Annotated in this window: 18 protein-coding genes and 2 riboswitches; of the genes, 1 reads left to right on the forward strand and 17 read right to left on the reverse strand. The window is 31.1% G+C overall.

Annotated elements, in window-relative coordinates; translation table 11 throughout:
* Positions 1-213: 213 nt before the first annotated feature.
* Both B2P65_RS09720 and B2P65_RS09725 read right to left on the reverse strand, forming a co-directional pair.
* The gene (locus B2P65_RS09720; protein WP_346880063.1) at positions 214-1,521 is read right to left on the reverse strand and encodes a Na+/H+ antiporter NhaC family protein; all 1,308 of its coding nucleotides are present in this window, start codon (positions 1,519-1,521) and stop codon (positions 214-216) included.
* A 124-nt stretch (positions 1,522-1,645) separates the two neighbouring features.
* Positions 1,646-1,755: riboswitch (SAM riboswitch) on the reverse strand.
* 212 nt (positions 1,756-1,967) lie between these two features.
* Complete coding sequence (locus B2P65_RS09725) at positions 1,968-3,386, reverse strand: PLP-dependent aminotransferase family protein (RefSeq protein WP_346846386.1); 1,419 nt, start codon at positions 3,384-3,386, stop codon at positions 1,968-1,970.
* Between the two features lie 163 nt (positions 3,387-3,549).
* Here B2P65_RS09725 and B2P65_RS09730 point away from each other — a divergent pair, with 163 nt between their 5' ends.
* Positions 3,550-4,023, forward strand: coding sequence for a pyridoxamine 5'-phosphate oxidase family protein (locus B2P65_RS09730; protein WP_346846385.1), 474 nt, complete (start codon positions 3,550-3,552; stop codon positions 4,021-4,023).
* A 266-nt stretch (positions 4,024-4,289) separates the two neighbouring features.
* Here B2P65_RS09730 and B2P65_RS09735 read toward each other — a convergent pair whose 3' ends face one another.
* The 15 genes from B2P65_RS09735 to B2P65_RS09805 all read right to left on the reverse strand — a co-directional run bounded on the left by B2P65_RS09735 (position 4,290) and on the right by B2P65_RS09805 (position 22,412).
* The gene (locus B2P65_RS09735; protein ID WP_346880064.1) at positions 4,290-5,144 is read right to left on the reverse strand and encodes an AAA family ATPase; all 855 of its coding nucleotides are present in this window, start codon (positions 5,142-5,144) and stop codon (positions 4,290-4,292) included.
* 467 nt (positions 5,145-5,611) lie between these two features.
* A complete protein-coding gene (locus B2P65_RS09740; RefSeq protein ID WP_346880065.1) occupies positions 5,612-6,568 on the reverse strand; it encodes a hypothetical protein in 957 nt (318 codons plus the stop codon).
* Positions 6,569-6,792: 224 nt separating this feature from the next.
* Positions 6,793-7,698 carry an AraC family transcriptional regulator gene (locus tag B2P65_RS09745; protein WP_346880066.1) on the reverse strand — a complete coding sequence of 302 codons (906 nt, stop codon included), beginning with the start codon at positions 7,696-7,698 and terminating at the stop codon, positions 6,793-6,795.
* A gap of 125 nt (positions 7,699-7,823) precedes the next feature.
* Complete coding sequence (locus tag B2P65_RS09750) at positions 7,824-8,834, reverse strand: DUF4037 domain-containing protein (RefSeq protein WP_346880067.1); 1,011 nt, start codon at positions 8,832-8,834, stop codon at positions 7,824-7,826.
* 402 nt (positions 8,835-9,236) lie between these two features.
* Positions 9,237-10,460 (reverse strand): alpha/beta hydrolase-fold protein, encoded by a 1,224-nt coding sequence (locus B2P65_RS09755; protein WP_346880068.1) that lies wholly within the window; start codon positions 10,458-10,460, stop codon positions 9,237-9,239.
* A 258-nt stretch (positions 10,461-10,718) separates the two neighbouring features.
* Positions 10,719-11,564 carry a GNAT family N-acetyltransferase gene (locus B2P65_RS09760; protein ID WP_346877053.1) on the reverse strand — a complete coding sequence of 282 codons (846 nt, stop codon included), beginning with the start codon at positions 11,562-11,564 and terminating at the stop codon, positions 10,719-10,721.
* Between the two features lie 196 nt (positions 11,565-11,760).
* A complete protein-coding gene (locus B2P65_RS09765) occupies positions 11,761-12,618 on the reverse strand; it encodes an AraC family transcriptional regulator (protein WP_346877054.1) in 858 nt (285 codons plus the stop codon).
* Positions 12,619-12,745: 127 nt separating this feature from the next.
* Positions 12,746-13,279 carry a GNAT family N-acetyltransferase gene (locus tag B2P65_RS09770; RefSeq protein WP_346880069.1) on the reverse strand — a complete coding sequence of 178 codons (534 nt, stop codon included), beginning with the start codon at positions 13,277-13,279 and terminating at the stop codon, positions 12,746-12,748.
* 112 nt (positions 13,280-13,391) lie between these two features.
* Entirely contained in the window at positions 13,392-13,844 is a 453-nt protein-coding gene (locus tag B2P65_RS09775) for a hypothetical protein (protein WP_346880070.1), read from the reverse strand.
* Positions 13,845-14,066: 222 nt separating this feature from the next.
* Positions 14,067-14,756: a radical SAM protein gene (locus tag B2P65_RS09780; protein ID WP_346846382.1), complete on the reverse strand. Its 690-nt coding sequence runs from the start codon at positions 14,754-14,756 to the stop codon at positions 14,067-14,069.
* Positions 14,757-14,774: 18 nt separating this feature from the next.
* The gene (locus tag B2P65_RS09785; RefSeq protein WP_312654261.1) at positions 14,775-15,482 is read right to left on the reverse strand and encodes a B3/4 domain-containing protein; all 708 of its coding nucleotides are present in this window, start codon (positions 15,480-15,482) and stop codon (positions 14,775-14,777) included.
* 102 nt (positions 15,483-15,584) lie between these two features.
* Positions 15,585-15,680, reverse strand: a riboswitch (guanidine-I (ykkC/yxkD leader).
* Between the two features lie 242 nt (positions 15,681-15,922).
* Positions 15,923-17,047 carry a radical SAM protein gene (locus B2P65_RS09790; RefSeq protein ID WP_346880071.1) on the reverse strand — a complete coding sequence of 375 codons (1,125 nt, stop codon included), beginning with the start codon at positions 17,045-17,047 and terminating at the stop codon, positions 15,923-15,925.
* Between the two features lie 507 nt (positions 17,048-17,554).
* Positions 17,555-19,339: an ABC transporter ATP-binding protein gene (locus B2P65_RS09795; protein ID WP_346880072.1), complete on the reverse strand. Its 1,785-nt coding sequence runs from the start codon at positions 19,337-19,339 to the stop codon at positions 17,555-17,557.
* Positions 19,329-21,134, reverse strand: coding sequence for an ABC transporter ATP-binding protein (locus B2P65_RS09800; protein WP_346880073.1), 1,806 nt, complete (start codon positions 21,132-21,134; stop codon positions 19,329-19,331). Before B2P65_RS09800 ends, B2P65_RS09795 begins: the two co-directional genes overlap by 11 nt.
* A 93-nt stretch (positions 21,135-21,227) precedes the next feature.
* On the reverse strand, positions 21,228-22,412 hold the full coding sequence (locus tag B2P65_RS09805) for a radical SAM protein (RefSeq protein WP_346880074.1): 1,185 nt from the start codon (positions 22,410-22,412) through the stop codon (positions 21,228-21,230).
* Between the last annotated feature and the right edge of the window lie 443 nt (positions 22,413-22,855).

The following is a 22,855-nucleotide window of genomic DNA, read 5'->3' on the forward strand; positions in this document are numbered from 1 at the left end:
CCTTTCTTCCTTGATTTATCGTAAATACTTATTGGGGGACATACTATACAATGACCTTGTACTAATAATATTTTCGATTCTTGCCTATAATTCAATGTCACCTCTAACTGCCCCGTTCTAATAAGTTAATTTTATTATAACAACAACCTTTAAAGAAAACTGTTCCTGTTTTGCTAAGTATTTATAATAAAATATGATTTCAAGTGAATATTCTTATAGCTTCTCTTTGATTTTTAATTTTAAATAAGGTACAAATACAATTGCTATAAGGGCACTTATCCCCATTAAATATGGATAATAAAGATATTTCATTATGATAAATGGTGACAATTTAGCTAATGCTGATGCTGATAAAAGTTGTGCACCATAAGGAATAATTCCTTGGGACACACAAGAAAACATATCTAATATACCCGCTACTCTTTTAGGTTCAATATCATATTGATTGGATATATCTTTAGCTATAGGCCCTACAGTAACTATAGCTATAGTGTTATTAGCTGTACATATATCAACTAAACTTACTAATGTGGCAATTCCAAATTCAGCTCCTATTTTACTGTTAACTCTTTTTGTAATAAATCCTAGTATAAACTCAATCCCTCCATTGAATTTTATAATTTCAACCATTCCACCAATTATCATTGAAATTATTACAAGCTCAGACATTCCCCCAATTCCTTTGCCTATGGCCTGCAATAGACCTATTATATCAAAGGCTCCCGTAAATATTCCTATGCTTCCTGCAAATAAGATTCCTCCAACTAGCACTAATAACACATTAACCCCTAAAAGTGCAGCAAGTAATACTCCTACATAAGGTAAAACTTTAACTAAACTATATGAATAATCCCCTACTACCTTAGAATCTTGCCCCAATGTTATAAAAGTGAATATTAAAGTTGTTATTATTGCTGCTGGCAATACAACTGTAAAATTCATTCTAAATTTATCTCTCATCTCACAGCCTTGAGTCCTGGTGGCTGCTATAGTTGTATCAGAAATCATAGAAAGGTTGTCCCCAAACATTGCTCCACCAACAACAGCTCCAACCACTAAAGCTATAGGTATACCTGTCTTAGCCGCAATTCCAGTAGCTATAGGAACTAATGCTACTATTGTTCCCATGGATGTACCTATAGATATTGCTATAAAACATGCAATTATAAAAACTCCAGCTACTAGTATGTTACTTGGTAAAAATGTAAGCCCTAAATTAACAGTAGATTCTACAGCTCCCATAGTTTTAGCAACCTCTGCAAAAGCCCCTGCCAATATAAATATCAGACACATTAAAATGATGTTTGGTTCTCCTGCTCCCTTGCAGAATACATCTAACTTTTTATCTAGTGATACTTTTCTATTCATAAATAATGCTACTAATGCTGCTAATAAAAATGGTACAGTTACAGGCATAGCATAAAAGTCCTTTGTAACTAATGATATCTCCATAAAAACTGCTATAAAAATAAATAATGGTAACAAAGCAATAGCACTGCCCTTTTTCAAGTTATCTTTCATTTTTTCCTCCTTAGTTAATTAATGTTTTAATTTTTTTGTATAAGACTTAGTGATCTTAGGCATCTGAAAATAAAAAACTTCTTGCCTTACCTAAAAGATAATGCAAGAAGTTATGTTCTTCCAATTCTTATCTTCCAGGTTAATCCTGCTGGATTTAGCACCATAAAGTTTAAAATAACTACCTTTGGTTGCCGGGCTTCATAGGGCCAGTCCCTCTGCCTCTCTTGATAAGATACTATATTATATTTTTAAATTCTTTATAAGGATAGCATTGGTTTATTATTATGTCAATATAATTAATCAAAAGCATTTTTATCCATCTTTTATCAAAAAAATCCTCAATTTCTTTTTCTATTTGTTTATGGATAACATCCTTGCCATATTATATATTTAGTATACATTTATTTACCTATCATGTCTTCCGAAGTTTCACCATTGAATTTTCATTATGTTAATGTATTGAACCATGCAGAGTGTAGCAATGCGATACCTTCTCGTATCTGTTGTTCACTCAGTAAGCTGTATCCTACAAATATAATGTTTCGGGGATATTCATTCCTGTCATTCCAAAATGGAATCATAGAATATACTTTGACTCCGACTTTTTCTGCCTGTTTAATAAGCCAATCTTGTTCTTCACCACCCGGAAACTCCAAAACGAAATGCACCCCTGCTCCACGACCATGTAATATTACTTTTTTGCCAAACATTTTCGTCGCTTCCTGTATAAATATATCATGACACCTTTTGTAGGCGATGCACATTTTTCGAATATGACGCTCATAATTTCCCTCTCTCATATATTCAGCTAAAACACGTTGCGTTAACCATGATACAGGAGAACTATGAGAACAGAATAAACTATGATACCTCTTTAGCAAGCGTACTGGCAACACCATATAGTTCACCCTCAGAGAAGGGGAAAGAGACTTTGAAAAAGTTCCGATATAAATAGTACGATCTTCGGCATCTAAAGAGTGAAGTGCTGGCACTGGATTGGCATCATATCTGAGTTCACTGTCATAATCATCCTCAATGATGTAAGCATCGTTAACATTTGCCCAATTAAGGAGCTCCTTACGCTGCACAATTGACATTACAGTTCCATAAGGAAATTGATGGGAAGGTGTTACATAAGCAGCACATGCGTTAGAGCAGCAAATTGATGAAAGGATAAGTCCATCTTTACTAGCTGGGATTGCATGCACATTATAATTGTTGTTTATAAATACATCCCTTGCTCCATTATATCCTGGTTCCTCCATTGCAATGGTGTTATTTTCTTTACGCAGAAGAGTGCACAAAATATTTAAGGAATATTGTAGCCCACTACCAATGATAATTTGTTCCTTACTACAAATCATACCTCTTGATTTGTACAGGTGTTTTCTGATTTCTTCTCTTAACAACAGATCACCCTGTTTATCTGGATAATGATTAACTACTTCCTTTTGCGATGATAAGAGAACTTGAGATGTGTATTTTCGCCATAGCTTGAAAGGAAATTGCTCATAAGGAAGTGTACCGTACTGAAAATCATATAGAATCACAGGTTTCTTCAGCTCTGATTTTTGGGTAGATAAGGCTTTTATATTCTGCGGAACATAATTTTTCTCTGTAAATTCACTTGAAGTATCCATAACAAAAAATCCTGACCCATGTCTTGCTTGAATATATCCCTCCACTGCAAGCTGGGTATAAGCCTGACTGACAGTATTGCGTGCAATACCTAATGTTTGGGCTAGTGTACGAATACCTGGAAGCCGTTCTCCATGTTCAATATTTCCTTGTTCAATATCTTTTTTAACCTGATTATAAATTTGAAGATACATTGGATCATTTGAATTCTCTTGAATATAAATCATATAATTATAACCATCCTTATACCAAAGTGTATCCTATATTATATCATATAAGTGTAACTTTTAATAGGTTCACTTCCATGCTATAATATGTTTAATTCTATATCAAGTACATATATATCTTGAATAGAAATCAAGTTTACATGATTAGGAGGATAATTAAGTTATGCAATATAGAATGAAGAAGTTTCAGTTAACGTTGGAGCAGATTGATGAGCTCCTTCATCGTGCGGATACCGGACGATTCGCTACTATCAATGAGGATGGTTATCCATATGTGGTTGCCATGCACTTTATTTATTACAATAACAAAATTTATATGCATGGTCTACCAAAGGGACAAAAAATCGATAATATAAATAGAAACCCCAAAGTATGCTTTGAGGTTGATGAATTGTTTGGTCTCTTGACTGACAATATCGAGAATGCCTGTGACACCGAGGCAGAGTACAATAGCGTTGTAATTGTTGGAAACGCTTCACTGCTTGAGGACTTGGATTATAAACATGAAGTGTTGAATAAGCTAGTTGAAAAGTACACTCCACAGTTTGCTGGAAAAGAGCTTCCTGATAAAATGATTAAGGGTACAGCTGTGATTGAGCTTGATATGGTAGAGTGTACAGGAAAATATCATAAATAGAGCAAAAGATAAACTTATTTTGTCTAATTGCCATAAAAACCAAATATGATTTTCTAATAGAATTTATCCCGCTTCTTATTGCGGGATATTTTTTATTATCCTGTTCTAGAATTGAAAAGCAATTCCTATTAGTTATTAGACGTCACTAACTTTTCTTTCTTCTGTCTACCATAAATTTTCGTAATCACCCTGATTTTTACTATGAAATCCTTCCTTTTATTAAATTGGCTATAGAATACTAATCATCTATCTACTCTCCTACATCGTCAAAACTCCTTTTCATATCTTTTGAAAAATTCGTAATATGAACGCACATTTTCTAATTCCGTCCACTTTTTCACATCAACTGGATTTTCATCAAGATCATATATTTTTGCTCCACCCATAGCAAGGAGAAAAGGTGAATGTGTTGATATAATAAATTGACATCCTAAAAACCGTGCAGAGTCCTCGATAAATTTCATTAATTCCATCTGACGTTTGGGAGAAAGGCTGTTTTCAGGCTCATCCAATATGTATAATCCATTTTCTCCAATTTTTTCAATAAAATATCGAGATGCACTTTCTCCATTTGAATACTCCCTTACATTATCCATAACTTCATTTCTCACAAACTTTGACTGGGTTTTACTCCTAGCAGTATTTACTTTTTTTAGTTGCTCATATTCTTCTATAGACTTCATTTGGAAATGAGAATATTTTGCATCTAAGTATTCTTCAAAAAGTTTTTCCCGTTTTTGATCAATTCCTTCGTTAAGGTTTCGGATATTCAACATATAATCAAATACATCATCACTTGTTATAATTCTGCTATTTTTAGGGATGTCATCTTCAAGTTGCATCTCACACATATTGACATAGTCAGGATAAAAATTAGATTTATTATAGATAGAATCTCGATTGATCCCTGTTTTTTCTGCTATCACATTTAATGCCGTTGATTTTCCCGAACCATTTCCACCATATAAAATCGTAACTGGTTCAAAATCAATTCTTTCAAAACTATGTTTTGATAATATCTTAAATGGATAAAAGGAGTCGTAGCACGTTCTTTTTTCCTCTAGTAAAAAATCAAATTCTATATCATCATTTGGAAATGTAAAAACACTTAAATAAACCATTATAATCACCCTTATCATAACACTATAATATTTGTATTTTTTATTTTGTCTATCATAACCTTTATAACCATCTAATTTTCACTATAACCCTGCCTATTTATTACATCCACAAAGTTAACGAAAGCCCTCAAACCCGCATGACCAGAACAACTAGTTTACTAGTTATATAGTTTTATAGTTAAATATATCCCTAGTTAACTATATAAATAGTTTTCTATAAACCTATTTCCCTATGTAAATATTTATATAGAGAACTAGTCATATTTATCTTTTACTTTATTATAATATTTTATTATCAGCTATGCACTACTATCACTATGATTTCATCCTAATGAAAGTTAGATTTTTAAATTGTTTTTTATTACAGAAGTGGTATAGTTAAAATAATTTTTATAAGGTTAACAATATTGCTTGTATATAGTGCTAATACCAAAAGGATTATAGTACAATAAGTAGCACACTTAATATTAACAATTACATATAAAACTTAATGCCTTATTTAATTTATCGGATAAATCTTGTGGAATAGCATGTCCTATACCTTTATTTACATAGAATTCATAGGGAAGATCAACTTCTTCAAATACTTTAATCATTTCTTCTTGCTCTTCCAATGGCATTATAATTTCTCCTTCCATAAATATGCCCCTAACCCCTCTTTCAGCTGCAAGCTTAACATTCACCTTGGTAAATGATTCTGTAAAATCTGGACCTATTGCAATAAACCCTTTTATAGGAATCACATTAGCAAATGTAATGTCTAAGGCTGTTATTGCTCCCCCTGAGAATCCTCCAATTATTACCCACTCCTCATCAATGGAATATTCTTGTAATATTAAATTATAACATTCTTTGATATCATTTCTTGAAATAAGTGGATTCATTGTCCAACTGAAACCATTATGACGATATAATTGTGAAGATTGAACATATACAACAATAAAACCTTTCTTTAAAAATTCATCAAGCTTCCAGTATTCACTAAATTCACCTATGTTTCCAGGATCACCATGTAATGTAATAAATAATGGATACCTCTTTCCTTCAATGTAATTAATCGGTAGATGGACAGCATATTTAAATCTAGCCTTTTCTCTAGCCTTTGCTAATAATGAATCATTTTTATTCTTAAGATCAACATACCTGATATCTGCTTTTAAATGAACTTCATCAAAAATCTCCTTATCACATGCCCATCCTTCATTAAGAAGATATGATATCACATTAATAGACTCTTCATACATTTCCTCATGAGAATAAAATTCAGCTTTTAAAATCATTATTTCAAATAAATACTTATCAAATTCCTGTTTAGGAAGATATTCTGATGCATATTCTAATAAATTTAAGGCTTCTCTGTATTTTTTCTGGTTATAAAGAGTTGTAATTTCACCTTCGAATTCCCAATACTTGTTATATTTCATACTTAATTCTCCCTTGATCAATATCTAAATATTTTTCGCAGTATAATATTTCTCATACTATATATTCCATATATAGTAACTTTTAAACTTTATTCTATTATATCACATCACATATTTTCTGAATGTCTGTAGATTGTTTTTCCATATCCATAAACAAATATGCATACAAAGAAAGCACCAAGATTTTATCTTAGTGCCTTTAAAATAGATTTTGTATCCAGTATTTAGTTTATTGATTTAATAGGACGTGCTTCAATATATCCTCTGTACCCCATTGGTGCAAGCTGAAATCTTGGTGCAGTTTCTGGTGCCCACTGATATCCGTAAACAGTAGGATCAAATTTTTCAATATGATTCCACACTTCATAGATTGCATCCATAAAATCATCATCATTATAGGATTCACCTTGAAAAATCATTAATTTGCAAGGTGGCAATTCTATAAGTTCATACCCATTAGGAATATCATTTGTGTAGTCAATGGGAACTTCTACACCTTGCACATATTGTGATGTTCCTTCTTTAATAAGATGTTTTGGAAGCCACATTCCAATTGGCTCATATATGGCTTCTTTTACACTTGTAAGTACTGACCATACATCACACCCTACCTCCTCACAATATTCAAAATAACCCGTTGCTTTTTTCCCTCGCCTTAACAAAACTTTTCGTGAAGGACGCTGAATAACCTGTACAAATACAGATTTGGTGTTATTGTTATCACTCATCTTTTTTCCTCCTTTATGAAATGCTCGGTAGGTATCGAAAACTTTCTGAGGCATAAATAGTTTTATTGGTGGTGTACATTGACTATATTTTCTTGGCGGCATCCCAAATTCCTTTGAAAATGCTCTTGTAAATCCCTCGTGTGAGTCAAAGACAAAATCCATGGCTACATCTATAATCTTTTCATTACTATCACGTAGTATTAACGCAGCTTTAGTAAGCCTTAATGCACGAATATAGTCAAATGGTGCCTTACCAGTAACTTCTTTGAAAAGTTTTGCAGCATGCCATGGTGAATATCCTGCCACAACAGCTAGTTCTTTTAACGTAATCTTTCTTAAAATATTAACATCAATGTACTCTTGCATACGTTGTACCGCCATAATAGTTTCAGCCTCACTCATTCTTCCACCTCCAATATCTAAAGTATATATCATAAAGAATTCTATTTCTTGACCTTCATTGCGAATAAAAAAGAGCATTTTTCTTCTCTTAATCACTCTACTAATATACCACTTATTAATAAACCTTATATTTCTAATAATACTTTTTCTAAAATTTCATAATGCCAATAATATAAATCCTCGGGTTTTATTGAAAAAGCTTTTTCTTTATCAACAATTATTTTTCCATTTTTAATAGTTACAAAACTAAAAAAAGGTTCTCCTGATAAAAAGGATAAACTGGCATTTTCACTCCATTCCTCAACTGTTACAAAATCATTTTCAAATAGCAGTTTAAGTAAGTCATAAAAGCTTTTTTGCATAACTCTAAGCTTAAAATGTGGACACTCTTTTTCAACAATATATAAATCTATTTCTTCCCATAACTTTTCAATAACACTTTGCCTATTAATTAAACTTTCTAATGATAAATCTCCTGTACTCATTACTTCAAGAATTCTTGTTTCCCATTGTGTTGGTGTCCAAGAAAGAGTTCTACTAAAATGAATAATCCATTTTTCATGTGGAATGTATTCACCATTTACTATAAATAGAGCTTCTACTAACTTAGTGACAGCATTATTAATCATATAATGACCTTGCACTGTATCCCCCCTATGAATCCATATATCACCTGCTAATCTAAAATACCACCAACAATCAAAAAGTAATCCTTCAGCTTGTAATGGTTCTGGTTTATTTATAAGTTTATCTCTTACAAATTTTTTTATTTCTCCATTGGGATCATATAAAATTTTTGCGTAAGATAAATCCCATAAAGCAATACTATCCCAAGATTTCTGTTTTTCTTCCTCCAAATTTAATATCTTTATATCGTAAAGATATTTTTGAGCCATTGTAATCCCAATTGGTATAGGTGATTTTCCATTATTCCATAGTTCATAATTTTCTTTATCTAAATAAATAACTATGTCAATTTCAGATAGATAATCTACATAACCTCGAGACATCCCTCCATTTAGGGTTATTCCAATTACTCCTTCCAAAGATTTAAGCTTTTTTATACTATTTTGTAATTCTAACATAAAATCATTAATTTTATTTTCACTTTTTAAGTTTACATATGGCCTTTTCATAATAATATCTCCTTCTTAAATTAATTTTTTCATATAAAATATAAATGTAACAGTATAATTTAAATAAAATAAAAAGCCGTAGATTTTACTCTACGACTTCTATCATAAAAAGATAGTTCAATTGCCTAGAGAGTAAAATAAAATCATATACTAATAAAATGGTTCACCAAATAAACTGTCACATCAAACAGTTTTACCACTCTATTTTAATAAATGATTCTATCTTACTTCTCCGTGCCAAATTATACTTTTTGATTACATAGTACTAATTTGACCGAATGGCACTCCACCTTTCAAAATTACACTGTTACATATGAAAATTATACACCTAATTGAAATATTTGTAAACATTATATGTTAGTTTTGGAAATCATACTCAGAATATACTATTTAGCCATATATTTAATAGCAAGTTTCTCCTATTAATGAAATTAATCCATTAGCCAATGTTTCACCCCATGATAAGTAATCATGTCCACTATTGAAGTACTCAAAATAGACATCATATCCCTTTTCTATTAAAACATCTTTTAATATATTATTTGTACCAATCATACCTTCTTTATGTTCTAGAACCCCTACATTTAAATAAAACTTAAGTGGTAACTTTTCTATTGTCTTAAATTTAGTACTTATCCAACAATCTAGTTCATGACCATCATGATCTTTTGGTTTGTACCAATAGGAACCTGATTGAGAAAGTACATTTCCAAAAACTTCGGAATGTTTTAATCCTAAATATGATGCCGTCAATCCACCTAAACTTAATCCTCCAATTATAGCTTCATCAGCTTGACCAGAAATATTATAATTATTTCTAATCCATGGAAGTAGTTCTTTAACAATCATATCTCCAAAGGCATCATCACAACTTAATTCTTTATCTCTCATTCCTATAGAGCCAATAAATATTGCAACTATAGGTTCATTTTTTTTATCTGCTATTACATTATCTATTACATTTCTAGCTGAAAGAATATTAATGTACTCCTCCGCGTCAGTTAGAACTAAAAACTTATAAGGTTTATCATCTTCATCATAACCATAAGGTGTATAAATAGTAACTCTACGACTACCTTCTATATTTTCACTATAAAACTCGTGTTCATGTATGATTCCTTTATGAGTATCATTTCTTTCTTTAACCCAAAATTCTTCCTCTGCATTTGGCATTACTACATATGAATCTACTTCATCTTCATCATCATTTTCACCTTTAAAAACTAATATATTTTTATTTAACTTATCATATTCTAAGTTATTCCATCTCTTTTCACAATTAACATCAAGAGAATCATTAACAGAAAAAGAGTATTGAAAGCGTAATTTGCTATTAATTTCATAGCTTGCATACCATATATCTGTATCTAAAAGTCTCTCCATTTTATTTTCCTCTAAGTTATCTCTCCCTATTGGTAATATAAGAACTATATTTTCAATATCTCCATTGCCCTTATAAACAAAAGTAACTAAACTATTTTCCGAATCACCATCTATCTTCTCTATTAATGGAGCATTACCTTTCTCTATGTTATTCCAAAACACTTGTATAGCTTCAGTGTTTCCTAATTCAATCTTTTCTTTTAATTTCATAATTACTGAACTCTTTAGCATTGTTCTTTTCATATTTTTTCACTCCTCTATTTCTTATAGCTCTATATATCTAAATGACTCCTTTTTCATCCATATATAAACCAAAGTACATGTTAAACTTATTAGTCATCAACTCTACTCAATTGCCTATAACATCAGTTGTATGCATGCTTAAAATCCCCATAATATATATTTCTATAACCTACTTATTTTTCAATATACGCATGCTATAATACCACAATATATTACCCGAGTTGAGTAGCCAGCCTATGTTATGTCAGATCAATAAAATCATATCTTCAAAAGCATTTCATACTGACTAACACTATATTCAAACCCTAATTGGAGTAAAAAGTTTTTAGTAGATTCAGATTGATCATCTACGTTAAGAACGCTAATTTTATGTGGATCTGTATTTTTTATCATATCTGTAATTATACTTCTTGCAATTCCTTCACCTCTATAATCCTTATTCACTGCTATTTGTGGAATATCTCCTGTTTTCTTATCAATAATGCCATAGCCAACAATTTTGTTATCAAAACGCACAATAGAATATTGAAATTCTTCTGGTATAGCACTTATAGAATCAATAGAATTCTGCCAAGATGGCTCAAAATCCCAAAATCCTGTTAATTGTCTTAAGTTAATTTTGTCAACATGTTCAACCTTATAGGTTGTTATTGGATTATATTTATTTTTATCTAGATGAAAACATTGGAACTCTCTTTGAATCTCGAAGCCTTGTTTTTTATATAGTTCAACCGCAGATGTATTAGATTTAATTACTTCAAGCAAATATTGCTCTACTTGCTTTTCTTTAAGCTCTTTTTTGATATTTAAAAGCATATTGCTTGTGATACCTTGTCTTCTATATTCAACTGTAACGCCTGTCCCAAGATCATATACTGTTGATTTTCCATTCCAATTTCTAAATCCATTTAAAACGAATCCTACTAACATTTCACTTTTAAATGCACCTATGGACATTTCGGAGACATAACCTCTTCTTTGAAGCATTTGCTTAAACTTCCAGATAGGTAAATCCATCTTAACCTGATAATCAGAAAATGCATCTGAAAACGTTTTATGAAGTGTTTCAATACTTGTTTTATCTAATATTTTATAACTAAACATTTCTTATCTTCTCCTTTATATTATATCATCTTTTAATTTGGCCATAAGTTTGTCAATATTCTTGAAAAAATATTTCTTTAAAGATATGCTTAATATTTATATTATATGTGTTCTTTTAGTATATCACATTAACATTTGCTAATTACATAAAAAACCAATACTTAATAACACTAAGCATTGGCTTTTTACCTTTTAATTATTTTTTCTTAACAGGAATCCAAATTTCACTGTAATAATTTTCATCCTGATTACCCTTTGGATAATCAGCTATATTTGTATACATTTCAATGTTATAACCAGCTGCAATTTCATAATCTTTACAGTTAGGTAGCCATTCTGAGAAGATTTTTTGGTTTACATCTTGCAATGATTTTGGCATTGCACCCTTACAGGCAAAAATAGCCCAAGTGTGTTTAGGAATAATCTTTGTAATAAAACCCTCTGGAGTTACTGTGGATGGAATATAATTATCGGCAATCAAATATTCAAATTCATCTGAACCCATACTCTCATCAATGCATACACCGTACATTCCGCACACAACTTTACCCTTTCCTGTTTGATAATGCTCTGTCCAGAACTGTGGAATTTCTCTAGTTGCACTATCATATTTAAATACCTTTGATACTCCCATAACTGTAAATGAATCTTTTTCAACAATTTTGTAATCCATAATATAACCGCCTTCCAATGAAAATTTGATTTTTAAGGTCCCAAAAGATTTAATCATTGCTCCGTCTTTTCGAACTGCAGTAGGTGTGACACCATGGAAACGAGTGAAGGCTTTTGTGAAACTATCTGGTGAGTTATAGCCATATTTCACTGCAATATCAATAATTTTCTCATCAGTAGAAACAAGCTCACTGCCGGCAAGAGTGAGCCTACGTTGTCTAATATACTCTCCAACCGTAAAACCACAAAGCATTGCAAATCCTTTTTGGAAATAAAAAGGTGACACCAAAGCCTGTGTTGCAATTTCCTCTATTGTAAGTTCCTCGGTGATATTTTCCTCGATGTAACTAATAGCTTCCCCAATACATTCAATCCATCCCATACTCATCACTCCTGTCTACATTTATATCATATTGCTTTTCAAGCAGTTATTCCCGACTTTTTTTGTTATGTTTTGTCTGGAAGATTAATTTTTAAAGCTTGGCCAACACCATTACGCCGTAGATAGATTATGCTAAATTGGTTAGATAAAGGGAATATATATTATGCAAATATTTTTTATCTCTAAATAATTCATATGTTGAACCAGATAAAACAAATCCAAGATTTTCAACAAGACTAATTGACCTTTTATTGTCAATATAAATGCATGCACTTATCTCTTTTATATTCATATTTCTTATGGCGAATGCGATAATTTCTTTAATTGCTTCTTGCATATACCCATTTCCCCAAAATTCTTCTTTAAGATCATAACCAATTTCCACTTTATACTCTCTGTGATTCCAACAATGAAACCCACATGTACCCATTTTAATCTCATCTAATTTTCTTATTATAACCCAACGATTCTGTAATCGTGGTTCCTGCTGTGTATAAAAATTAATAATTTCATCTGCACCTTCAACATCAGTTAATGGCTCTGCATCAAATAGATACCTATTAACTACGTCATCTGAAAATTCACTAAATATGAAATCTCTGTCATCACTGGATATGTTTTTAAGAACTAATCTTTCTGTTTCTATATTATTAAAAAACATCATTTCCTCCTTTTATATAAAAAGTTTTCTAAAAATCTTTCAGAGGTGGATACTTTAAGTTTTGTAATTCCGAATCAGAAAAAACATTTCCACCCCATACTCTTTCTTTTACCTACTCTTCTAACCTTTTTTTGTTGTCATCTATAAATCTCCATTGCAGCTTACCTGCTACAATAAATGTATCCATAGGTTCATTTAAAAGTTTATTTTCACAAGGAGCTTCTGGATCAAACCAATCATTATTAGCCCAAAGTATATATCCCTCATGCATAGATAAATAACATGATGTAATATCACTAAAATAGTTTTTTTCATATCCTATTAAATTCAAACGACGCAAACCAATAAACTGTAACTGAAGAGTTTTCAATACCATTTGGCTTTGAAAATTAACCTTCAATTTTGAAGTTTCAGCACTACAACCTGTCATTGTTCTTTCTTCATTAACGCTTGCACCACTTATATAGTCAACTTTACAGATACAAGAATCATGAAAGCCACAATATTCATTTAATAAATGCTCAATATCATTATTGTTCTTTATTATATTCCATCCATCGCTCATTATATTTACTCCTTTTTCGTATGAATTAGTAACTTTATATGTACAACTCTTCATAATATAATACCATTATTTACTATAACTGTACATATTTTAAGAATTAATGACACAACTTAATCCATAATATTCTTACTGATTTTTAATACTTATTAAAAATTAAGAGAATCCTTTTTACATTTAGGATTCTCTTAAAATATTTATTATTTATATTAAATCTGAGCATTACTAAATATTTAGTAATGAATTTGAAATTTCCTCAAATCTTTCATCAGGTATACCAAGTTTTTTCTTAAATTTTTCATCTTCTAATCTTTCAATAATTACCTTGTTAGGAGATATTTCTTTAATAACACTTTTTAGTTTCTGTATGGATTCTTCATCATCGTTATAGCCCTTTAGAATAGTTACTTCTAATATAAATTTACCTTTATACTGCTCTCTAAAAGCTTTCATATTTGAAATATGATTCTCAAAGGTATATCCTTCAATTGGCCTTTGGATTTTTTGGAAATCTTCATTTGAAGCAACCTTTATCTCACCAATAACTTCCTCGCACATATTTGCAATCTCTTTAAATTCTGGCAAGTTTAGAATATAACCGTTTGATAATAGCTTCACTGGCAACCCTTTACCTTTAATAATATTAATTATATCAATAATATTTTCATTCACTAAAGCTTCTCCTTTTGAATTAATAAAAACTAACTCAGCTTTAGTTTTTTCTATCATGCTTTCCAGTTCTTTTAATGAACTATCCATTTCATCAAAAGACTTCTGGGTGTCTACCTTGTTTTGCGATCTTCCAATAGGACAAAATATACAATCAAAGTTACAATGTTTTTCTGGAAGTATGTTCACTTCCAATACTCTTTTTCCATCTTCGCTATAAATATCTTTATAACTGAAACCACTCATTAACTTATCCTCCTCAAATTAAAGTATTGTTACTTCTTTATTGTTAATATCAAGAATTGAGACCTTACATGTTCCTCCTAAATTATCTTGTACTGTTTTCTCTAAATCTTTTAAAGCATTTTCGAACTCTTCTGTTCTTTTTTCATCAATTAATTCAATACACAAAAAAGCATTCTTTGTATTTTCAGTAAGCATGGTTCTTACTGACTCACGCCAATTCCAGCACCTACAAATTGCTCCCTCATTATCTTTATATACTATTTCACCTTCATATGGTGGTTCACTTTTATCCGTTCCTAATACTACAAAACTTTCATTTCCAACAGCCTTAGTTAATCTTATATCCCCAACAAATGTATCTATATCCTCACCACCACAAGGAAGTGCATATCTTAATGAAACAGAGTTATAAATATCAACAAGTGGATTAATAGTTCCTAATTGATTTCCATTATGCACTCTCTTTAGTAACGCCTCAATAGATGACCTTGCACCCTTCTTTGTTTTAAACTTTTTAAATGCCTCTCTCCATACTTTTATAACTTCGTTACTGCTAAATTCTTCGTTCTGCAAATACTTTAAGGCTTCCTTCTCTGAATTTAAAATCATTTTTTTATATGCCTCTTTATCCTTTATAGTATTATCTATACCATAACAAACAATTACTCCGATTTTTACACTTGGAAATAGGCTCCAAAATTCATTTTCAATGACAAACTTTTTCATTAGAAATCCTCCTTTAATTAGTAGTTAGATTAGTATAATAATATCTCATGACTTATTTAAAAGAAATAAAAATAAAAAAGCCATAAGTGATATTATTAAAATATCTCCCAGGCTTTTATCCTTCCGTGTACACAATTAACTGTGCGTTTTCTCTCGGACCTGCCAGTTATAAACTGCGGAACCCTAGAAAACTTAAATATTAAACTATTTTGTAATTTATAATTTACAAAATCACTTTAGCACAGTAGTCTATTTAAGTCAATTTATTTTTTATTTGAAAAATTTCACTGTCGATAATAATCTTTCCATACCATTGAAAACTGAATACCATCAACCAATGTTATAAATATATTTCCACCCACAAAAGCCCTAGAGTGTGCATAATTACACTCTAGGGCTTGAAACCATTGATATAATTTTAATAAATTCCATTCATCTAATTAAAAAAACAGCTCTCCTACTTTATAGCCCTCAGGCAGTTCTTCTTCACATAAAAATTTGAAGTTATCATCCTTCAGTATTGGTAGAAATACTTCGTATGGTATCCTTGAAAACTCACAGCCATAGCTACTAGCTCCGAACCACTTACCTTCTTTGCTACTCAAGTTTAAATTTCTCGCAAATTTTGTATGATTTGAGCAATCATGAACTGCTAAATCCCAGTTTTCCTCTTCAGCTATTTTCATGAATTTAAGAGTTAATTCTCTGCTCCAAGTTGGAGATATATAACCATGTCTGGAAATATACATGTTTTCGCCTTCATAATTGTGTATGTTATTCTCATTTAAATGTAGCTCTGCACAATTTATAAAATCCAGATTTGTGTCTAAAATTGCTTCTTTTTTCTCAAAAAATCCTTCAAAAAACTCAGGAGTCATTGGAGTTTCAATACCTACATTTTTAATATATTTTTTAGCAAGTCCAATATTTTTTATAACTTTATCTGCACAACTAGTTGCCCCTAGGTTGAATCTTATCTCATCAAGGCCAGCTTCTGCTAAAGCCTTCAAGGTTTCTTCTGTAGCTAAAGTACCATTGGTATATAAATGTTGATGAACCCCTGCCTCATTAAACTTCTTTATAACAGGATAGTACTTTTCAATTTCCATAAAAGGCTCTAAATAAACATAGCATACCCCAGTAGGCTTCTTATGGATGGAAAGAAGTAAATCTATATCCTTCTCATAAAACTTTGTACCTCCGATTTCCCACATACCTTCACCTATAGGAGGCTGATCCTCTAATTCTCCATAGTTATAGCAGAATTTACACTCTATGTTACATTTGTTTGTTTTTCTAATTGCACTTAAGCCAGTTCCCATAAGACAAGAACGGCATCCCATTGCAAACTTTCTTTCATTTCCCACGAAATAAGTTCTATTCCCAAGAGTTTTTAAGTCTTTAATTTCTGACATTAAGATATTATTCCTATGATCAATTGACTCCTCTATTTGTGCAAAGGTAGCGTATATGATTTCCTGTTGTTTTGTCATAAGCTCCTCATCCTCTGGTAGCATGGCAAAAAACTCAAACCACATCAACGCATCTTCTTTTGAAATTTTCATTATGTATCCTCCTCTAATTTATCTTCTTAAAGATTCAATCTTAATTCTTCTTGTTATACTTTTTCACGTATTCTTCTTCAAAAGTCATACTCATTCGCTTTATTATATCACTTTCATTGTTTCCTTACTATGTCTTTGGAAACTTATAACTTTTTGCAATTAAAAAGAACCCTGATTTCTCAAGGTTCTAAATGTGTTTCCTTGTTAACATAGCTACAACTTTACTTTGTTGAAACTTGCTGTTTGTGTACTCCACATGAGCTTGGCATTATAACTGGCTTCTTAACAACGTTACTCTTAACTTTAATGATTTTCATCTTGTTCCCTCCTTTCTTTTTGATGTAGCAAGTTGCATACCCTATAACCTACATTATTGTTACATCTTTATCTATTGAAATGGCAAGTTTTCTCCTTTGTTGGATATATCCTAAAATAAAATCAAAGGGAGAATTCTATACCAGTTTCATCTAAGCAATAAAACACTTGTGATATTGCTATTAATTACGATTAGCTTTCTACATACCACTTACTTTGGGAATTATACAATTCTTGATACTTTCCATTTATACTAATTAATTCTTTGTGAGTTCCTATCTGAACAACTTTACCTTTGTCCATAACAACTATTTTATCTGCCATCTTAGTTAGAGCCAGTCGGTGCGTAACAATGAAAGATGTTTTTCCTCTTGAGAACTCGATAAATTTCATATATAACTTAGATTCTTCTATTGGATCAATGGCAGCAGTAGGTTCATCAAGAAGAATCATATTATGCTGCTTATAAAAACCTCTTGCGATGGCTACTCTTTGCCAATACCCTCCTGAAAGGTCCACCCCATCAAAATCTCGTGAAAGCATTGTGTTCATACCTTGTGGAAATACTTTGGAATTCACATTTAAATCAGCTTCTTTTAATGAGTTCTCAACACATTGATTTATCACAGTGGTTGATGTATCACTTATAATAATATTATCCTGTAATGTCATCTTATATCGTTGGAAATTTTGGAATATACTAGATATATTTTTCATCAAGCTTTTATGGTCTAATGATTTTGTATCTTGATCATTAAAATATACGCCACCTTTATTGGGCAAGTAAATTCCTGAAATTAGATTTGTTAATGTGCTTTTTCCAGCACCATTTTCTCCTACAATTGCTACGATTTCGCCACTCTCAAATTTAATAGACACATTTGAGATAGCCTCTAGCTTACTTCCTGGATAGCTAAAGGAAACATCCTTAAGCTCAATTTGTGGAGCTTTTTCATAGTTGATTTTCTTTTCTTCTTGTTCTTTTATATTCATAAACTTAAGATAGTTATCAACAGTACCAATCCGTTTCATTGCGTTTCCTATTATGTAGCAAATCATCTGTTCTAGCATACTCATAATCATTCCAGTTGAAGCTAAAACAGCACCAAAATTTCCTACTGAAATAGAACCGTCAAAAAGATACTTAATAAGCAATAAAAGTGTAAGTATATGTCCCAATAATGCCGAAATTTTAAATAACAGCTCAATTCTTATTGATTTAACTTGAGTATTAATAATTTCGTCATTCAGTGTTTCTAATTTATTCTTATATCTCTTAATAAAGAAATTATATGCTCCTAGTAATCTTGTTTCTTTCAATTTTTCTTTTCCAATGATGCATTCCTCATAATGCTCGCACTCTCTACGTAACGGTGCAGCCTTATCTTCAAGTCGAGCATATAATCTACTTTTAAACATTTGAGAAAGCATAACAGGGAGAGAAAATAGAAAAATAATTATAACTAAATTTGGTTTTAACCTATAAAGGTAAATACCTATAATCATAAAGTATGGTATGTAGATAAGTGTAGTATCCACAATTCCTGTTATAAGTGATACACTATTTTTTACACCTTCATGAGCCTTATTGATATCATCTAAAAAAGAAGTGTCCTCAAAACAAGCTGTTTGCTGCATGGCACATTTCTGATTAAACAATTTTTCAAGTTTTCCTGTAACTTTACGCTCATAATCCAAACCAAAAACTGTACTTATTCCATTCAATACTGGGTTCGCTAAAATGCAAAGAAGAAGTAATATAAAAGAACCAATTATTCTTGCTAACATTGCTTCACCAGTAATATATTTACCAATAACGTTAAAAAAGCGGTCAAGTGCTACAGTATTAAGGGCAAGTGTTAAACCCAATAGCAAGTCAATAATGCAAATAAATAGGAAGTACATTGGACAGGCACCAACTACTTTCCGAAAGGCCTGAACAATTGTAAGGAAGGAAGATTTTTTATTAGTTTTCATTCTCATACCACCTCCTCTGACTATGAAACATTTCTGCATAAGAACCATTTTTCGTCATTAGTTCATTAAAATTACCATGCTCGCTTACAGCTCCGTCTTCAATCACATATATAACGTCTGCAAGTTTCGTTGAAGCTAATCTATGACTAATGAGAAGTGTTGTCTTCCCATGATTAATTTTTTCAAAGTTCTCGTAAAGCCGGCTCTCACTTACTGGATCTAGCGCTGCCGTTGGTTCATCTAAAATTCTTAACGATGCGTTACTTACCAGTGTTCTTGCCATTGCAATTCGTTGCCACTGTCCTCCTGATAAATCAAGACTATCTTTTATAATTCTTCCAATATAGCTATCAATGCCTCTAGGTAGTTCTTGTACTAACTCAATTAATCCACTTTCTTCAATTGCTTCTTGAAAACGTTGAATGCTATAACCATTCACATTTCCTAATGCAATATTATCCTTCAAAGAAATCTCGTATTTTGCAAAATCTTGATATACCACAGCAAACATGGATTTTAATTCCTCCTGGCTGTACATCTTGATTGAAATATTGTTAATAAGAATATCTCCTTCAAATTCCTCATACAATCCTGTTAGTAATTTAGTGATTGTTGTCTTTCCTGAACCATTAGCTCCAACAAAAGCATAATGCTTTCCGCTTTCAATAACAAGGTTAAGGTTCTTTAAAACATCGCGTTTAGTTCCTGGATATCGAAATGTTACATTCCTAAATTCTATGCGATTCACTAAAACTCTATTCTCTGATGAAACGCATAAGTACTCATTCTTATACCTTAATGACAATAGACTCGTAAAATCTTCTAAGTATTCTTTGGATTGAGCTATTGCTTCAGTATACTCCGGCAATTGCCAAGCCAAATCTGGAATTAGTGATATCGTACTATTAACAATAGAAATAAATAGTCCTATAGACAATAAACCTCTTTTCAGTGGAAACACAAGAATTAAGATAATAACCGCTATCAGTAAGGAAGTTAAAATTCCACCAATTTCAGACTCCTTTAACCATTTTAAACTGGCTTTAAACTTGAGATTCCTAGCAACTTCGTATTGCTTATGCCACGAATCATTAATCTTCTTCGAGTAGTTAAAAAGAGTTCTTTCTTTAGCAGCATTTCTTCCTATTAAAATTTCTGATAGGTACCCAGCTTTTCTTATATGTTTTTCAGACTCTCGATTCGCTTCATAATTTTCCTTACCTCCTCTTATCGCAATGCGGAATGTTGGTATTGCTATAAATGCAATTGCTAATGCCGCCCACGCAACCTTAAATAGAAGCACACCCATAATTCCTAGAATCTTAAGTATTAGACTAAACGCTCCCAAAACCTGTCCATAAGACTTAACACATTGAGTTTCAGGTTGTCTAGAAACCCTGGATATTAAATCTAAACTCTGGTCATCCTCAAAATATTCATATTTAAGTGATGCAACCCTTCCTATTAAAGAAATAAAAAAGTTCTCTCTTAAACTATTTTCAAGCTTAGTATTAAGATACTCTAATAATAAAGGAGACAAACTCGAATACAGTGAACATAAAACAATTGCCAATACAGATAACTTTATATGAGCTGCCCCTGAACCTTCTGTAAAAAATCTGATTGAAGAATTGATGAAATATGAAACAGCTAGCAATGAAAGTGTTGGAACTACACCACTGAAAAAACTAACAACTGCAATTGAAATAGAATAAAAGGGACAGTAATGAATAGGAATTCGAATGATATCAAGTATCCCGAGTGTCTTTTTTGTGAACAAGTTAAATTTTGACATCTAATTATCCCCCTAAAATATTTTAGTGCTTAATAGTCACATGTACGATTATAATAAATTTCTATAGCCTATAATTCATTATTTAAATCTAAATTAAGCAAAATGCTCATAATTGTCAATTATGCGTTGAAATCTTTCTTCTGATTCTTCAAGAATTTCTACAATTTTTCTTAATGAATACTCATAATGTTCTTTCATATAGCAAGTACCTGTTAAGTATGGGCGTTCTGCTTTACCTGAAATATACTGTGCTACACAGTCTCTACATATATTTCTTGCCCAACATTCATTGCATACCTTATTGTTTTTATTGTTGCATTCCCTTACCAATGGATCATTAATATCATATTTAATTAAACTTACACATGGGTGACGATTCCCATCGGTGTCAAAGGTTTCTAGAAATCCTTTACTCAACTCACAGCAAAAGTCATCAAAGCATATACCATGTAATAACGACTCAATTATTGCCTTTACAAAGATACTAATATTCTTATTTGGTGCATTTTTATAAATCTTACTATATGATTCATCAATATACTTTTCAATATCTTTTTCTTCATCTTGATTATCTTTTATTTTAAGCCAATCTATTTCAGTTGCTACTTCAGAAATATAGTATTCAACTCCCAAGCTTTCAAAATACGTAGCAAGTTCATCTCTACTTATATTGTCAAGATGAAATTTTGTCAATGTGCAATTAAGTTTAACCTTATCTGAAATTGCAGTTTCTTTTAATCGGTTTATAACACTAATTATTTTATGATGTAGGCAATTTACTCTAAGTGTATCATGAATGAAACTCGGACCATCAACACTTATTGTTATATTAAACTTATATTTTTCAAAAAAACTAATCATTTCATCATCAATTAATGCACCATTGGTTACAATATCATAATTTTCAATAATAAAATTAGCTTCAAGTTGCTCCACAATATGTTTAATAATCTTAAAATTCAAAATGGGTTCTCCACCAAAAAAGCTAACCTTAGATATTTTATCATATTTATCTTGTAAGTATTTAACTGCTTTATCCGCAGCTTCCTCACTCATAATAGGACTTACCTCTCCAAAAAAATCTCCTTTTTCATAACAATAAGCACAGTTTCCATTACAATTTATTGTTGTTAGAAATAGTGCTTTCCCTAATGTTCTATCTGCCATTTCGTAAAATTTAGGCATTTCCTGAACATTTTCAAATGAATCTTTATATAACGTCAAGGAATTGCCATCAAAATAGTATTTTGATGTATTTACTGGAAATTCATATATCATTTTCGCACCTCCAATTGTCATTGTATTAATTTAAATCTATAATAATACATTCATTTCAAAACATCAGAAGACCTAGTCACTACTTAATCAGTAGTTGCTAAGTCTTCTTTTTGATTGGATTTCCATTTAAATAAATAGTAAGCGTATAACTCATTGTGTCTTTTGCATTACTATTAATTTATAAGTACTCAAAATCTCTATATAGTAACTCAACATAAAATTTTGTAAAAAGCACTATATGAAACCCATACATACTGTATCGTCTATTTATTTCACTATTGTTTTAATTTATCACCATAAATAGCTTATTGTAAAATCATGGAAATAAATATAGTAATCAAAACTTTGACGATGATACTCTCATGTTTGAGAATGTATCAATAAAAGACTATTACTTTACATTGTTGTAGCTTGATTCTTATGCACGCCACAGTTGTTTGGTA

The sequence above is a fragment of the Clostridium sp. UBA3061 genome, assembly GCF_002367465.1.
In the GTDB taxonomy this organism is placed as follows: Bacteria; Bacillota; Clostridia; order Clostridiales; family Clostridiaceae; genus Clostridium_J; species Clostridium_J sulfidigenes.

Excerpts from the sequence above, each read along its gene's own strand:
- B2P65_RS09720 (WP_346880063.1), bottom strand. The coding sequence starts at position 1,521 with ATGAAAGATAACTTGAAAAAGGGCAGTGCTATTGCTTTGTTACCATTA.
- B2P65_RS09725 (WP_346846386.1), bottom strand. The coding sequence starts at position 3,386 with ATGATTTATATTCAAGAGAATTCAAATGATCCAATGTATCTTCAAATT.
- B2P65_RS09730 (WP_346846385.1), top strand. The coding sequence starts at position 3,550 with ATGCAATATAGAATGAAGAAGTTTCAGTTAACGTTGGAGCAGATTGAT.
- B2P65_RS09735 (WP_346880064.1), bottom strand. The coding sequence starts at position 5,144 with ATGGTTTATTTAAGTGTTTTTACATTTCCAAATGATGATATAGAATTT.
- B2P65_RS09740 (WP_346880065.1), bottom strand. The coding sequence starts at position 6,568 with ATGAAATATAACAAGTATTGGGAATTCGAAGGTGAAATTACAACTCTT.
- B2P65_RS09745 (WP_346880066.1), bottom strand. The coding sequence starts at position 7,698 with ATGAGTGAGGCTGAAACTATTATGGCGGTACAACGTATGCAAGAGTAC.
- B2P65_RS09750 (WP_346880067.1), bottom strand. The coding sequence starts at position 8,834 with ATGAAAAGGCCATATGTAAACTTAAAAAGTGAAAATAAAATTAATGAT.
- B2P65_RS09755 (WP_346880068.1), bottom strand. The coding sequence starts at position 10,460 with ATGAAAAGAACAATGCTAAAGAGTTCAGTAATTATGAAATTAAAAGAA.
- B2P65_RS09760 (WP_346877053.1), bottom strand. The coding sequence starts at position 11,564 with ATGTTTAGTTATAAAATATTAGATAAAACAAGTATTGAAACACTTCAT.
- B2P65_RS09765 (WP_346877054.1), bottom strand. The coding sequence starts at position 12,618 with ATGGGATGGATTGAATGTATTGGGGAAGCTATTAGTTACATCGAGGAA.
- B2P65_RS09770 (WP_346880069.1), bottom strand. The coding sequence starts at position 13,279 with ATGTTTTTTAATAATATAGAAACAGAAAGATTAGTTCTTAAAAACATA.
- B2P65_RS09775 (WP_346880070.1), bottom strand. The coding sequence starts at position 13,844 with ATGAGCGATGGATGGAATATAATAAAGAACAATAATGATATTGAGCAT.
- B2P65_RS09780 (WP_346846382.1), bottom strand. The coding sequence starts at position 14,756 with ATGAGTGGTTTCAGTTATAAAGATATTTATAGCGAAGATGGAAAAAGA.
- B2P65_RS09785 (WP_312654261.1), bottom strand. The coding sequence starts at position 15,482 with ATGAAAAAGTTTGTCATTGAAAATGAATTTTGGAGCCTATTTCCAAGT.
- B2P65_RS09790 (WP_346880071.1), bottom strand. The coding sequence starts at position 17,047 with ATGAAAATTTCAAAAGAAGATGCGTTGATGTGGTTTGAGTTTTTTGCC.
- B2P65_RS09795 (WP_346880072.1), bottom strand. The coding sequence starts at position 19,339 with ATGAAAACTAATAAAAAATCTTCCTTCCTTACAATTGTTCAGGCCTTT.
- B2P65_RS09800 (WP_346880073.1), bottom strand. The coding sequence starts at position 21,134 with ATGTCAAAATTTAACTTGTTCACAAAAAAGACACTCGGGATACTTGAT.
- B2P65_RS09805 (WP_346880074.1), bottom strand. The coding sequence starts at position 22,412 with ATGATATATGAATTTCCAGTAAATACATCAAAATACTATTTTGATGGC.